The sequence below is a fragment of the Prevotella sp. oral taxon 317 str. F0108 genome, assembly GCF_000162415.1.
Taxonomy (GTDB): Bacteria; Bacteroidota; Bacteroidia; order Bacteroidales; family Bacteroidaceae; genus Prevotella; species Prevotella conceptionensis.
In genome coordinates this window covers 163,631-178,436 of record NZ_GG740073.1, presented here as the reverse complement: position 1 = coordinate 178,436, position 14,806 = coordinate 163,631, and the positions used below count along the sequence as shown (strand labels likewise).

The following is a 14,806-nucleotide window of genomic DNA, read 5'->3' as shown; positions in this document are numbered from 1 at the left end:
ATGTAATATTTATTTTGGTTTATTCGGCGATGTGTGCTTGAGACGAGCGCGCGTCGCCTTTTCTTTTAAATTCAACAATGACCACATCGAGTAACACCGCCATTCGCATGGATAACAAATACAATACGGCCACGCTTGCCAATGGTCTTCGCATCATTCACCGCAGTTCTTCGTCGCCTGTGGTGTACTGTGGCTTTCAAATTAACGCTGGCACACGCAACGAAAAAGACGACGAAATGGGCATGGCGCACTTTTGCGAGCATGCTTCGTTTAAGGGAACGAGCAAGCGAACGCCGCTTAGTATACTGAATTGTTTGGAGAGTGTTGGCGGAGATATCAACGCTTTCACCAACAAGGAACACACGGTTTATTATGCGGCCATCCCCAAAGGGCATGCTCCACGGGCGGTAAAGCTGCTAACGGATATGGTGTTCGACAGCCAATATCCAGCTGCCGAGTTGCGAAAAGAGATTGAAGTGATATGCGATGAGATTGAAAGCTACAACGATTCGCCTGCCGAACTGATATACGACGATTTTGAAAACGCCGTTTTTTCGGGTCATCCGCTGGGTCATAACATCCTTGGAAAGGCCTCTTTGCTGCGTACTTACACATCCGAACACGCCAAAGACTTTACGCGAAGGATGTATAGGCCCAACAATATGGTGTTCTTTGCATACGGCGAGTTGGATTTTCATTGGCTGGTTAGGTCGTTAAAGCATGCCACTCAACATTTCCCTAACGCTCTTCCGCACATTGATACGCACGAGGGAGAGCCTCTCCCACCCTATCAGCCCAGCGAAATTATACGCCAGATGGACACGCATCAGGCACATGTTATGCTTGGAAATCGTGCTTTCAGCACTTACGACAAACGCCGTTTGCCCCTCTATTTGGCCAATAACTTGCTTGGCGGACCAGGTATGAACGCTCGTTTGAACATCGCTTTGCGCGAACGCAACGGCCTGGTATATAACGTTGAAAGCAATTTGGTGAGCTATGCAGACACAGGTGTGTGGTGTGTTTACTTTGGTTGCGACCCAAAAGACCTGCGCCGCTGTCTGCGTTTGGTGAAGAAAGAACTGAACAGGCTTATCGAAAAGCCGCTTTCTGCTCGTCAACTGGCGGCTGCCAAAAGGCAAATTAAGGGTCAGATATGTGTGGCTTGCGACAATAGGGAGAGCTTTGCGCTCGACTTTGGCAAAAGTTTTCTCCATTTCAATAAGGAGAAACACATCGACAACTTGCTGCAACAGATAGACGCCATCACGGCCGAAGAGCTGCAAAGTGTGGCTCGCGAGGTGTTTGCAGAAGATAAATTAACTACGCTGATTTATCAAGGAGGGAGTAGTAAGGAGTAAAGTAGTAAGTAGTAAAGGGAGAAGTTAAGGAGTTATGGAGTTAAGGAGTTAAGAAGTTATGGAGTTAAGGAGTTAAGTCAATTGCTTTTTAGCTATTGTCGGATTAATCGGACTTGTCCGACTAGTCAGACCGGTCTGACCAGTCCGACAATTCTGAGAAATAAATGAAATGATATGAATACAACCATCGTTTTTGCTACCAACAACGCGCATAAGCTGGAAGAGATACGCCAAATAATGCCTTCCAACCTGCAAATGCTATCATTAAAGGACATCGGTTGCGATGTAGACATACCCGAAACGGGTTCTACATTGCAAGAAAACGCCCTTATCAAGGCGCAATATGTGCTAGAACACTATGGAATGGCATGCTTTGCCGACGACACAGGACTGGAAGTGTACGCCCTAAACAACGAACCTGGCGTGTATTCGGCACGCTATGCAGGTGGCGATGGGCACGATAGCGAGGCTAACATGCACAAATTGCTTTGTCGTTTGGCAGATAACAACCACCGCGATGCACGTTTTCGCACGGTCATTGCCCTTGTTGCTCCGCCAAATAACAGGTTGGGCATAGACCAACCCTTGTTTTTTGAAGGCATTGTAGAAGGACATATCGCCACGGAACGCCACGGAACAGCGGGCTTTGGCTACGACCCGCTGTTTGTTCCCAATGGTTACGACAAGACGTTTGCCGAACTTGGAACCGACATTAAGAACCAAATTTCGCATCGGGCTAGGGCTGTTGGTAAGCTGGTTCAGTTTCTTAAGGGGTAGGAGGTAAGTAGTAAAGGTAGTAAATAGTTAAGTAGTAAAGGTAGTGAGGGGGTAAGTATCTTTTCACCTTTTCACCTTTTCACTCTTTCACCTTTTCACCTTTAAAAGCCCTTTCACCCCTTCACCTTTAAACAATATATCAGCCGTTTTTGCGTTATAATCTTATCAACAGATAAAATTATAACGCTTATAAATCATAGTCCTAATATGCGCAAACCCACTATTATTCGTTTATTTCTCGCCTTATTATTATGTTTTTGTTTGCCCGTTCGCGCTTCCTTATGGCGCAGTTACACGGCATACAGCGACATAACGCAGGTGCAAAAAGCCGGAAATACGCTTTACGTGCTGGCCTCTAAACGCCTGTTTGCCTATAACACGGCCGATGAAAGCATACAAACATTTGACCGAATAAACGGACTTAGCGACACGCCCATTGCCTTTATTGCATGGAACAACGTGGCTAAACGACTTGTAGTGGTGTACGATAACCAGAATATCGACTTCGTTATGCCCAATGGAGAGGTGCAAAACCTGTCTGATTTGTACCATAAAAACATGATGGTGGATAAGACTGTGTTTGGCATTAACACCTATGGCGCAAACACTTACCTGGCAACGGGCTTTGGAATTGTTAAGCTCGATGCCCGAAAGATGCAGATTAACGACACGTATAACCTTGGATTTAAGGTGAACTGGACACGCATTGAGGGCAACCGAATATGGGCTTACTCGGATGTTGTGGGGTGTTATGCAGCCCCATTAACGGCCAATCTGAACGACAAAAACAGCTGGACGAGGGTGGGGGAGTACCAACCCAACCCGCAAGCACAGCCTGATGCCAAGCTGCTAGAAATGGCTAAGAAGGCTAACGTGGGCGGACCGCGATACAACAACTTCTATTTCATGAAGTTTACTGCTGGTAAATTGTTTACCGTTGGCGGACAATATGCATCGGGAGGTACGCAAAAGGGTTACCCAGGCTTGGTGCAAGTGCTGGAAAGCAATGGTTCGTGGACTTTCTTTCAAGACGATGTGGCCGCCACTACGGGCATCGCGTTTAACGATATTAACTGTTTAGCCGTAGACCCACTAGACCCTAACCACGTGTTTGTGGGCGGACGACCGGGCTTATACGAGTTTCAAGACGGACGTTTAAAGGCGTATTTCAATCGCGATAACAGCCCTTTGCTGCCCGCTGTGGATGGGGTAGTGGAGTTAGACAATAATTATGTTATCGTAAATGGTGTGGATTTTGATGCACAAGGCAACCTTTGGCTTGTGAATAGTCAAACTAAACGCCAGTCGTTGCTTACCATTCCGCGCGGCAAGCAGATGGAAAGTAGGCATCAAGAACGCCTGATGGCCGATGGACTTAGCTTGCGAAACATGACGAAAATGCTGGTGGATAGTCGTGGATGGGTATGGTTTTGCAACGACCATTGGACCGTTCCGAGTCTTACTTGCTATAAGCCAGCCACGGGCGAATGCACTGTTTACGACACTTTTACCAACCAAGACGGCGTGGCCATACACGTAAATGCAGTTACTTGTGTTGCCGAAGACCGCGAAGGAAACCTCTGGGTGGGCACCAATGCGGCACCGCTTTACTTGCAAATACGCAACAATCAGGCCGAAAAACATTTCGTTCAGTTTAAAATTCCGCGTAACGATGGCACCAATAGTGCCGATTATCTGCTTAACGAAGTGCACATCACGCACATCGCTATCGATGGGGCAAACCGCAAATGGATGGGTACTTTAAACGATGGTGCTTACCTTATATCGGCCGATAACCTGCAACAAGTGCAGCATTTCACCAGTGCCAACAGTGCGTTAAGTTCTAATGTGCTTAACTGCATCGCCATAAACCCCACAACAGGCGAGGTGTTTTTCGCCACCGACAATGGCCTTTGCTCTTATCAAGGCGATGCAACCGAACCGCAAACGGGCGACGATAGGCAGGCATACGCCTATCCCAACCCCGTTGAACCCGGCTATAAGGGGCTTATTAGGATAGTAAACCTATCGCCCAACGCCTATGTAAAAATTGTTTCGCCCAACGGAACGCTGGTAAAAGAAGGGCGTAGCAACGGCGGAATGTTTACTTGGGATGCCACCGACCTTCGCGGCCAGCGCGTTGTAAGCGGCGTTTACGTGGTGTTAGAGGCCACCGAAGAGGGTAAAAGCGGCGTGGCTTGCAAGGTGGCAGTGGTTAACTGATAGCTTTTTTCAATGCCTTTATAGATATTAGCAATGTTATTTTGCATTGTTTTTCGTGCTAAATCAATTATTTTTGCATGGTTAAAAGGCCTTGTACGTTACAATATGTAATGTTCTACAAGGTGCGTAAGTGCACTTATGTAGCGGCCTTAGTAAGTAAATATTCATTCATTAGCCCGTTTATTTGGGCGTGCGTTTTTAATCGATAAAGTAAGTATGAAAAGTAAAGTAATTGCATTTCTAGAATTGGCGTCTAACTTGCGCCAAACAGGTTTGAACCTCATCCGTGTGGCCATTCTTATTGTGTTTGTGTGGATTGGAGGTTTGAAGTTTACCCATTACGAGGCCGACGGCATCGTTCCTTTCGTTGCAAACAGTCCGTTTATGAGTTTCTTTTATGCAAAAGAAGCACCAGAATACAAGCAATATAAAAACAAAGAGGGCGAATTGGTGTTGAAAAACCGCCAGTGGCACGAAGAAAACCGCACCTATGTGTTTTCTTATGGACTTGGTTGCCTTATCATGAGCATCGGTATCTTGGTTTTCTTGGGTATGTTCTCACCAAAGATTGGCATTTTCGGCGAACTGCTCTGTATCATTATGACCTTAGGAACGCTGTCTTTCCTCATAACAACGCCCGAATGTTGGGTTCCCGATTTGGGAAGTGGCGAACATGGTTTCCCCTTGCTTTCGGGTGCAGGTAGATTGGTGATTAAAGACACTGTGATATTGGCTGGGGCAATAACACTGCTTTCTGATACGGCAGGTAAATTGCTTAAACAGCTTAAAAAATAAGCGGAAACATTTGTTGGTTTATAATAAAAAGCGTTCGAGAACTTAACTCGAACGCTTTTATTATGGGCTTAATTGAAGTGTAGTATTGGTTGATGAGTTGACAAATTAACAAGTTAACGAGAAGACAAGTGGCTTAGTTAACGAGTTAACAAGTTGACGAGTGTTTCAGTTATAATCGAAAAGAATTGGTTTTGGCATTAATTGTGCTATGGGATAGTTAGCACATATCGGGTGTAAATATCAGTACAAAGTGCCTTGTACTGACACTACAAGCACCTTGTACTCACGCTACAAGCATCTTGTACTAGCACTACAAGCGTCTTGTACTGGCACTACAAGGTATCTTGTACTACCACTACAAGGGTCTTGTACTAGCGCTACAAGTGTTTTGTACTTGCACTATATGGTGTTTAAAGATGTACTAACCCCCAAAAAAGCCCTGCTTGTAAGGAGTTATTGGGTTAAGGAGTTATGGAGTTAAGCCAAATGCCTAGGTGGTGTTAGCCATTTCACCTTTAAGGGTTAAGGAGTTATGGAGTTAAGCCAAATGCCTATGTGGCGCAGCCATTTTTTCACCCTTTCACCTTTTCACCCTTTCTATTTTGACAGAAGAACATAAGGTGAAATTACGCTTTTATTTCACTTTGATAGTGAACAAGCGTGGTAGGCGCAGCAATTTTTTCACCTTTTCACCCTTTCACTTTTTCACCTTTTAAGGCCATTTTTTCACCCTTTCACTTTTTCACCTTTTCACCTTTAAGGAGTTAAGGAGTTATGGAGTTAAGCCAAATGCTTTGTGACTTAACTCCTTATTTTATTTTTGGGGAGTGGAGAAGTAAGTAGGAAAGTAGTAAGTAGGAAAGTAGTAAGTAGGAAAGTAGTTTTTCTTTTTCACTTTTTGATTAGACTAACCATGAACGCAAGGTGGTGCACTTGCTTTTCAACTGGTTGGTTTTGTGCTAAACGTAATTTCGTTCTTCTAATAATATGTGGGGAACAATTTCAATTTTTATTGTACCTTTGTCCATCACTTCGTAAATGATGAGGAGTGTTTATCTTGGTTTGCCTATAAAAGATACAAAGCTCTTCTTCATATTGAAGTATTAAAAACTAAAAACAACTTTACAAATTTAATATTTACTTTATTATGAAACAAGAAAATCATCCGGTACGTTATAGCACAGAAATTTCGGATTCAGCAGAACGTGCCTTGCAGAGAGCAATTATTTTATCATCAGTATCTAACCTGAATGGTAAGGAAGTAGAATGGTTGGACATAGAGATACCCGTAGATTATTCTGGAAAACCACGTGGAAAAAGCATTGACCTTATCGGCAAAGATGCTGATGGTAAGTATGTGCTATGTGAAGTAAAGTTTAGAAAGAAATCTAGCGACAATGATACCCCCGAAGAAGCTGCAAAGCAACTGAAACGCTATCATGAGCTAATTAAAGAAAATTATGAAAAAATTCATGGACATAAGGAAAACGGTAAGGCTGTTGATTGGGAGGAAGTGGCTTCTGATAGAACAAGACTTGTAGTAGCAGCTAATAATAGTTATTGGGAAAACTGGGATGAAAAGAGTATTAATGGGTGGAAATTTGATACATCTAATGTAGAGCTTTATTCTATTGCTGTTGATGAGTTCGAGTTTGAAAAACAGAAAGGAATTGAAAAAAAATATACTCCCAACATGCCTTCGGAAGCTAAAACTTGGTCTTTGATAGAAAAATAACATTCCATTCTTAACCTTTCTGCATCTTCGTTCTATCTTTGCTGTCGATATTAAATTTCTCATTCGTATTATATAATATGGAAAGAACAAAAAGACGCAAAGCCGAACTGGCTAAAAGAACAAAAGATGAGTCACTCCAGTTCCAAGTTGAATGGGGAATCCATAACCTTGGACTTGAGCTGACGGATGAAATGCGCACACGCATTGACGACGAATTGAGACTATTGCTGAACCTCGGTTTGGCAGACAACCTTCTGACATTGAAAGCTATCGTAGACGGAGCAAGGCAAGACTTGGAAGCCGTTCCCGAGCCTTTCAAGGGTAATCTGGCAGGAAGTATCGTGGCTTATTGCCTCGGAATAACTACGGGAAATCCACTGGAAAAAAACCTTCTAAAACCCGTTGATGAGTACGCCTTGCCTTTGCAACTCACCTTATACTACGACAACGCGGTTCGTAACAGGGTTGTAGATTGGATAAAGGCGCATGGTTATCAAGAGGTGAAGACACGGCTTAGCCAGCCTATCCTCAAGATGGATAAGATGGTTGTTGAATTTAAGCGAGTGGTTAAGTAGTGAAGACTCTCCCCCTTTCTTATAAAGAAGAAAGGGGGATGGTTGACACTATGTATAGGCGTGGTAATAACCTTGTGTTAAGCGATTACTGCTGGTCGTCGTTTATGAAACCCATTGACGATAAGTCCTATGCAAAAGATATTTATCAAAACTGGTAACATATATGGAAGAGATAGTTTCAAAGTCACAAATAGAGATTAATATTCACCGTGGTGCAAATCAAATTGGCGGCTGCATCACGGAAATTGCCACAGCACAGTCTCGCATCATTATTGATTTGGGAAGCAACCTGCCTGGAAGTAAAGTAAAGGAATTGATGGCAGAACAAATAGCCGAGGTTGTTTCTGGTGTTGACGCCATTTTCTATACGCATTATCATGGCGATCATGTGGGGCTGTTCCAGTTTGTTCCAGATTCTATACCCCAATACATTGGTGAAGGTGCTTTGAAAGTAATGAAATGTAAATATGAGACGCTTTCAAGGCATGAAAACATAGAACAAGAGTTGTCTGCCATTAATCGCATGAAAACCTATCAGGTAAATTGTACGATACAGATAGGCGACATCCGCATCACCCCTTACTATTGCAGTCATTCGGCCTTCGATTCCTATATGTTTAAGATAGAGACACAGGGGAGGGTTATTCTTCACACGGGAGATTTCCGCCGTCATGGTTATTTGGGAAAAAGTCTGGATGGAGTTCTAAAAAAGTATATCAGGCAAGTAGATATTTTAATAACCGAAGGAACAATGCTAAGCCGACCGCACGAAAAGGTCTTGCCTGAGTATGCAATACAGGCGAATACCATAAAGGTGTTGAAACGGCACAAGTATGTGTTTGCCCTCTGCTCATCTACGGATATGGAGCGGTTAGCTTCTTTCCATGCTGGCTGTAAACAAACGGGCAGAGTGTTCTATTGCGATCGATACCAAAAAAAGATATTGGATATATTCACAAACTATACCCAGGCTGAACTGTTCCAGTTTACGCACATCTTTGAGCTTACTAGTTATAAGGCCAATCGTGTTAAGCGCAAGTTGCAGCACGAAGGTTTTCTGATGCCGGTTAGGGCAAGTCAGATCAACCTGATAAAAGCCATAATGCAAGTTTATGGCGATGAACCTGCCTGCCTGATATATTCCATGTGGCAAGGCTATCACAATGGAAAAGAAGAGAACCGTATTCCCGGCATTATCGAAATAAGAAACCTGTTTGGCACGCGTATCTTTGATGGTACAGCGCATGGATTTCACACTAGCGGCCATGCCGATGTGGCAACGCTCGGCCATCTTTGCCAGCTTGTTCGTCCACGTATGGGGGTCGTATTCATTCACAAAGAAGCCCAGACCACGGGGAAAGCCCTCCATCTTCCCCCTGACATTCATGTTATAGAGAAAGATGAGCGGATTATGGAGGTTGCTATAAAACAAAATTAAGGCGTGTTCTATAACTTACCTTCAATGGATTTTTAGAAAAGCTGGTAATTTATAGAACAGGACTTAAAAGTTAGTAGTAAGTAGTAAAGGTAGTAAGTAGTAAAGGTAGTAAGTAGTAAAGGTAGTAGGTAGTAAAGGTAGTAAGTAGTAAAGGTAGTAAGTAGTAAAGGTAGTAAGTAGTAAAGGTAGTAGGTAGTAAAGGTAATAAGTAGGAAGAATGAGTAAGTTGTTAAGCCAGTAGTTTTGCGGCTTTCGTTATTAGGGGAAAGTCTGATTAGTCGGACAGGTCTGACTGGTCCGACAGGTCTGATTGCTCCGACTAATCTGAGAAAGTAAAAAAGCATCTGAAGGCTATGCCTCTTTATGGGCGTTAGCCATCTTTTCACCCTTTCCCCTTTTCCCCTTTTCACCTTTTAATGTGCCTCTAACCAGTTGTTTCCCCAACCGCCATCGGCCACCAAGGGCACATCTAGCGGGTAGGCAGCTTGCATTTCTTCCATAACGATGCGTTCAACCAGTTCTTTCTCAGTTGGAAGAACGCTGAAATTAAGTTCGTCGTGCACCTGTAAAATCATCTTCGAGCGGATGTTTTCGCGCTGGAAACGTTGGAAAATACGCACCATAGCCACCTTAATGATGTCGGCTGCCGACCCTTGTATGGGTGCATTGATGGCGTTTCGTTCGGCAATTCCGCGCACCGTTGCATTGCTACTGTTGATGTCTGGCAAGTAACGGCGGCGGTGGAAGAACGTTTCCACGTAGCCATTGGCCTTTGCCGTCTCCTTGGCTTGCTCCATATAGTCGCGCACTTGCGGAAACATCTTGAAGTATCCGTCGATAAGTTGCTTAGCCTCTGCACGCTCGATGTTGAGCCTATCGGCCAAACCAAACACCGTTATGCCGTAGATGATGCCGAAGTTGGCGCGTTTAGCCTTCGTTCGTTCATCGCGTGTAACCTCCGAAACAGGCTTATCGTAAATCTTTGCGGCCGTTGCAGAATGGATATCGTAGCCTTCGCGGAAGGCATCGAGCATGTTGGCATCCTGACTAAGATGAGCCATAACGCGCAATTCAATCTGACTATAATCTGCCGAGAAGAACTCGCAGCCCTCTTCGGGAATGAAACACTTGCGTATTTCCTTGCCATCTTCGCCGCGAACGGGGATGTTTTGCAGGTTAGGGTCGCTCGAAGAAAGTCTACCAGTGGCCGTAACAGCTTGGTTAAACGACGTGTGGATGTGGCCCGTGCGTGGGTTTATCAGTTTGGGCAGTGCATCTACGTATGTGCCGAGCAGCTTTTTCAGCGCGCGATAATCTAGAATATGCGCCACGATGGGGTGCTTAGAGCGCAGTGTTTGCAACACCTCTTCGCTGGTAACATATTGCCCTGTCTTGGTTTTCTTGGGCTTATCGATGATTTTCATCTCGCCAAAAAGGATGTCGCCCACTTGTTTTGGCGATGCCACGTTGAACGTTTTGCCAGCCGCTTGGTAAATTTCTTGCTCCAATTGCAGCATGCGTTCGGTGAAAACTTGCGATGTTTCTTTCAGTGCAGCCGTGTCAATGCGCACACCGTTGCACTCCATTTCGGCTAAAACAGGTATCAATGGCATCTCCACTTCGTTGAAAAGACGTTCCACACCAGCCTCAACAAGCTTGGGTTGAAGCACGTTTTTAAGTTGCAGCGTTATGTCGGCATCTTCGCAAGCGTAGGCATACACCTCGCTAGGAGCCAGTTCGCGCATGTTTTTCTGCGTTTTTCCCTTCGCTCCGATAAGGGCATCGATGTGCACTGTTTCGTAGTTCAGGTACACTTCGGCCATGAAATCCATGTTATGGCGCAGTTCGGGTTGCAGCAGATAATGGGCAATCATGGTATCGAAGAGTGGTCCTTGCAGCATTATTCCATAGTTGCGAAGAACTTCAAGGTCGTATTTTATATTCTGTCCTACCTTTAAAGTATTTGGATTTTCGTATATAGCCTTGAACTTATCCACGATGTTTTGCGCCTCGTTAGCCTGTTCGGGCACAGGTACATAATAGGCTTTCTTCTCTTCTACGGCAAAACTAAGCCCCACCAATTGGGCATCAATGGCGTTGGTAGAGGTTGTTTCGGTGTCCAGACTGATTACATCGGCAGCCGAAAGCAGGTTAACGAGGGCTTGAATGTCGGCCTCGGTCTGAACCAAATGGTACTCGTGGGGTGTGGTTTCAATCGTTTGTCGATTGGCAACGGGTGCCGATAGGGGTTCGAACCGACTGTTGTCGGCCTCAGCCATAGCTGGTTCGTCGAACAGCGAAAGCTGCCTGTTGTCCGCCTTTTTAGGCTTTTCGGCCTTGTTTAGCAAGCGGTTGGCAAAGCTCTTAAACTCTAATTCGGTAAATATCTCTTGCAGTTTGGCCGTGTCGGGTTCTTTCAGTCGTAGCTGTTCGAGGTCTAATTCCAGTGGCACGTCCGTTCGTATGGTGGCCAAAAACTTCGACATCTTGATGTCTTCAACGGCTCCTTCCACCTTTTCGCGCATCTTTCCTTTCAGTTGCGCAGTGTTTTCGAGCAGCTTTTCCACCGTTCCAAACTCGTTGATAAGCTTAGATGCCGTCTTTTCGCCTACGCCTGGGCAGCCTGGAAAGTTGTCGGCCGAGTCGCCCATGAGGGCTAAGAGGTCGATAACCTGCAAAGGCGAAGATATGTTGTACTTTTGGTTCACCTCGTCGGGTCCCATCGTTTCGTAACCGCCGCCATGTCGTGGACGATACATATAAACGTTGGGGCGCACCAGTTGGGCATAGTCTTTGTCGGGCGTTAGCATGTAGGTGTCAATGCCTTGTTCACCAGCTTTCAGTGCAAGCGTACCGATAACGTCGTCGGCCTCAAAGCCGTCTACTTGCAACACAGGGATGTGGTAGGCCGTAAGAATGTCTTTGATGATGGGCACAGAGCGTTTGATATCTTCGGGTGTTGCCTCGCGCTGTGCCTTATATTGCGGAAAAGCTTCGTTTCTAAAAGTCAGTCCGTGGTCGAAAGCCACGCCAATGTGCGAGGGTTGCTCCTTGTTTAGCACCTCGTTAAGGGTATTACAAAAGCCCATTACGGCCGAAGTGTTAAGTCCTTTCGAGTTGATGCGTGGGTTATTGATAAAGGCATAATACGAGCGATATATCAAAGCGTAAGCATCTATGAGGAATAGTTTATCCATAAGTTTTATTGTTATATCGTGTAAAATTACGAAATAAAATGGGGTTAGTAACGATTTATTGTGTAAATTTGTGTCAAATTTGAGAATACATGGATTATTTGTCGACCATACGGACACCTATACATACCGAATTAAAAGACTTTATCGCGCTGTTCGACGAGTCGCTGACCCACAAAGACGGACTGTTGGGTCAGGCATTAGAGCATGTTCGCGCCAAAGGCGGCAAGCGCATGCGCCCCATACTTATCTTGCTGATGACAAAAAGCTTTGGCAAGGTTACATCTGTGGCGCAATATGCCGCCGTTGGACTTGAATTATTGCACACGGCAAGCCTTGTGCACGACGATGTGGTAGACGAGAGTGGCGAACGCCGGGGGCAAGCATCGGTAAACGCTTCGTATAACAATAAGGTGGCGGTGCTGGTTGGCGATTATATTCTTTCTACGGCCTTGCTTAACATTGCGCGCACAAACGATTGCGACATTGTTTGCGATTTGGCCGAGCTGGGTCGCACATTATCAAACGGCGAGATACTGCAACTAACCAACATTGCCAACACCAACTTCTCGGAAGAGGTGTATTTCGAGGTTATAAGACAAAAGACGGCCGCCTTGTTTGAGGCTTGTGCCGTGATTGGAGCAAAGGCCGGAGGAGCCGACAGGCAAGCTGTTGAGGCGGCTCGCGCCTTTGGACGCAACGTGGGCGTTATCTTTCAGATTCGCGACGACATCTTTGATTATTACCAATCGGCCGACTTAGGCAAGCCAACGGGCAACGATATGGCCGAAGGTAAGCTAACTTTGCCCGTGCTTTATGCGCTTAACACCACCGGCGATACCCAAATGGCGGCCTTAGCGCGCAAAGTAAAAGCGCGAAACGTGTCGGCCGAAGAGATTGCTCAGCTGGTTGAGTTTACCAAGAACAACGGCGGAATAGCCTATGCCGAACAAAAAATGGCCCAATGTAAGGTACTTACCGATGGGTTTATCAACCAATACATTGCTCAGCCACAGCTGCAAGACGCTTTGAAAGCATACGTAAGCTTTATAATAGATAGAAACAATTGATAAAAGTTTTCCTTGTGTATGAGTACACTATGACTAAGGAAAACACGCCAAATCAACATCTTACAAATTACAGACTTCAATAACTTAACACAATAAAACACGGCCATAAGGCCATTAATTAACAATTAAATTAGATAGCATGAGAGAATTTAGACGCTTTGGGTACCTAATGTTAGGTGCCTCTTTGGTGTTCGGTGTGGCTGCTTGTGGCTCGTCGAACGACGACAAGCCCACTATTCCTGGCGGAACAGACCCAGGAAACAAAACCGAGATTAACACCGAACTGACCCCCGAACAGAAAAAGCTAGAGTTGGACAAAACCGCTAAACGCGCCTTGGCAATGGTTAAATCAACCGACTTTAACAACATTGAGAACATTGCCAACTATGTACACGACAACCTTTCGAGCGAACATGCCACGGCAAAGATTAACAAGTGGTGGAAGGATAAGCTGAAAAGCTTTTGGACCGACCTTGGCAAGCGCGAGAAAGACATGAAGGTAATGCAGCGCATGATAGACCTTTCGCAGATTAACGGGCACTTTAAAGTGGTAAACGGACAATGGGTTAGAGAGGATGCCAACGACTTGCAGTTCGTCTTTAACGACAATAACGGCAAGGAATGTGTGCTAAAACTTGTGCTTTCGGGTAAGCAAACCAATATGTACGTGCCTTTCTTGGACGATGAAGAAAGGGAATATAAAGGCAATGGATATTACGATCATACAAAGATTGAAACCAAATTAAACATCCCCGAACATGCAACACTTACGCTTACGCAGGGCGGAAACACCTTGATGACGGGCGAATTGAACACCAAGGTGTCTACAAACGGCACGCTCGACGTGGCAAAAGACAATATCGAGGCCAACTGCAAGCTAACCATCAACAACTATGTTGTGGAGGTTAAGCGCGCATTGTTCGATGCCGCTAAGGGTGCAAAGGCCGATGCCGCCGTCACTATTGGCAACCAAAAGCTGTTCGACATGGTGATTTCTGTTAATGGTAAAGCCACCAACGACCGCATTCAGAGTGTAGGAGAGGTAAATATGGCGTTCGATATTCTGGGTGAAGTGCAGTTCAAAGGTAAGATAGACGATGGTAGCACGTTTAACAAATGGTACAGAAAGCTTGAAGAAGGTGGTATGTTTAAGAACAACAGCTTTGTTTATTACACCGAGAGTGAATCCAAGGGATTTGTAGAACAAGCCAATAATCACCTCAATGCAGGTATATTCTTGAAGGGTTCTGATAAGCGTAGCGCCAATATTGAGTTAGCAGTATTTGCAGAACAAGTACACAACAACTTAACACTAGAGTATAAAGTGATGTGGAAACCCTATGCTTTGTTGAAGTTTGACGATAAAACTAGCTATGGTTTTAACGACTACTTCACGAAGAAGAACTTCCCCGACGTGTACAAGCAGGCTAGCGACTTGATTAAATCGTTCGAAAGAATGTTCAATAAGTAACCTCAATTCCATTGCCCTAGACCCACGGTTGGCCCTTGGGCAATGCGTATTTATAGCGTGATAGAAATGGTATCGAAACCACATCGCCTTATTAGTACAGCTGTACGAAGGCGCGTTTCCTTACCATTTCTATTTTGTTTAAGGCAGGTTCTATAAATTACCTTTGC

General features: G+C 44.9%; 10 protein-coding genes. 9 read left to right on the top strand and 1 reads right to left on the bottom strand.

Annotation, left to right across the window (positions count from 1 at the left end; translation table 11 throughout):
- Positions 1 to 107 precede the first annotated feature (107 nt).
- From HMPREF0670_RS07525 to HMPREF0670_RS07495, 7 genes are all read left to right on the top strand, one after another.
- The gene (locus HMPREF0670_RS07525) at positions 108 to 1,361 is read left to right on the top strand and encodes a M16 family metallopeptidase (protein WP_009230557.1); all 1,254 of its coding nucleotides are present in this window, start codon (positions 108 to 110) and stop codon (positions 1,359 to 1,361) included.
- Between the two features lie 174 nt (positions 1,362 to 1,535).
- Positions 1,536 to 2,138: a non-canonical purine NTP diphosphatase gene (locus HMPREF0670_RS07520; protein ID WP_009230556.1), complete on the top strand. Its 603-nt coding sequence runs from the start codon at positions 1,536 to 1,538 to the stop codon at positions 2,136 to 2,138.
- A 207-nt stretch (positions 2,139 to 2,345) separates the two neighbouring features.
- Entirely contained in the window at positions 2,346 to 4,361 is a 2,016-nt protein-coding gene (locus HMPREF0670_RS07515; protein WP_009230555.1) for a two-component regulator propeller domain-containing protein, read from the top strand.
- A gap of 216 nt (positions 4,362 to 4,577) precedes the next feature.
- Complete coding sequence (locus tag HMPREF0670_RS07510; RefSeq protein ID WP_009230554.1) at positions 4,578 to 5,156, top strand: DUF417 family protein; 579 nt, start codon at positions 4,578 to 4,580, stop codon at positions 5,154 to 5,156.
- Positions 5,157 to 6,303: 1,147 nt separating this feature from the next.
- Positions 6,304 to 6,891 carry an endonuclease NucS domain-containing protein gene (locus HMPREF0670_RS07505; RefSeq protein ID WP_009230553.1) on the top strand — a complete coding sequence of 196 codons (588 nt, stop codon included), beginning with the start codon at positions 6,304 to 6,306 and terminating at the stop codon, positions 6,889 to 6,891.
- Between the two features lie 77 nt (positions 6,892 to 6,968).
- The gene (locus tag HMPREF0670_RS07500) at positions 6,969 to 7,466 is read left to right on the top strand and encodes a hypothetical protein (RefSeq protein ID WP_009230552.1); all 498 of its coding nucleotides are present in this window, start codon (positions 6,969 to 6,971) and stop codon (positions 7,464 to 7,466) included.
- Positions 7,467 to 7,629: 163 nt separating this feature from the next.
- Positions 7,630 to 8,904, top strand: coding sequence for an MBL fold metallo-hydrolase (locus HMPREF0670_RS07495; protein WP_009230550.1), 1,275 nt, complete (start codon positions 7,630 to 7,632; stop codon positions 8,902 to 8,904).
- 413 nt (positions 8,905 to 9,317) lie between these two features.
- Here HMPREF0670_RS07495 and polA read toward each other — a convergent pair whose 3' ends face one another.
- Entirely contained in the window at positions 9,318 to 12,101 is a 2,784-nt protein-coding gene (polA, locus tag HMPREF0670_RS07490) for a DNA polymerase I (protein WP_009230549.1), read from the bottom strand.
- Positions 12,102 to 12,190: 89 nt separating this feature from the next.
- Here polA and HMPREF0670_RS07485 point away from each other — a divergent pair, with 89 nt between their 5' ends.
- Positions 12,191 to 13,168 (top strand): polyprenyl synthetase family protein, encoded by a 978-nt coding sequence (locus HMPREF0670_RS07485; protein WP_009230548.1) that lies wholly within the window; start codon positions 12,191 to 12,193, stop codon positions 13,166 to 13,168.
- 139 nt (positions 13,169 to 13,307) lie between these two features.
- Positions 13,308 to 14,639, top strand: a complete 1,332-nt coding sequence (locus HMPREF0670_RS07480; RefSeq protein WP_009230547.1) for a hypothetical protein — start codon at positions 13,308 to 13,310, stop codon at positions 14,637 to 14,639.
- Positions 14,640 to 14,806: the final 167 nt, after the last annotated feature.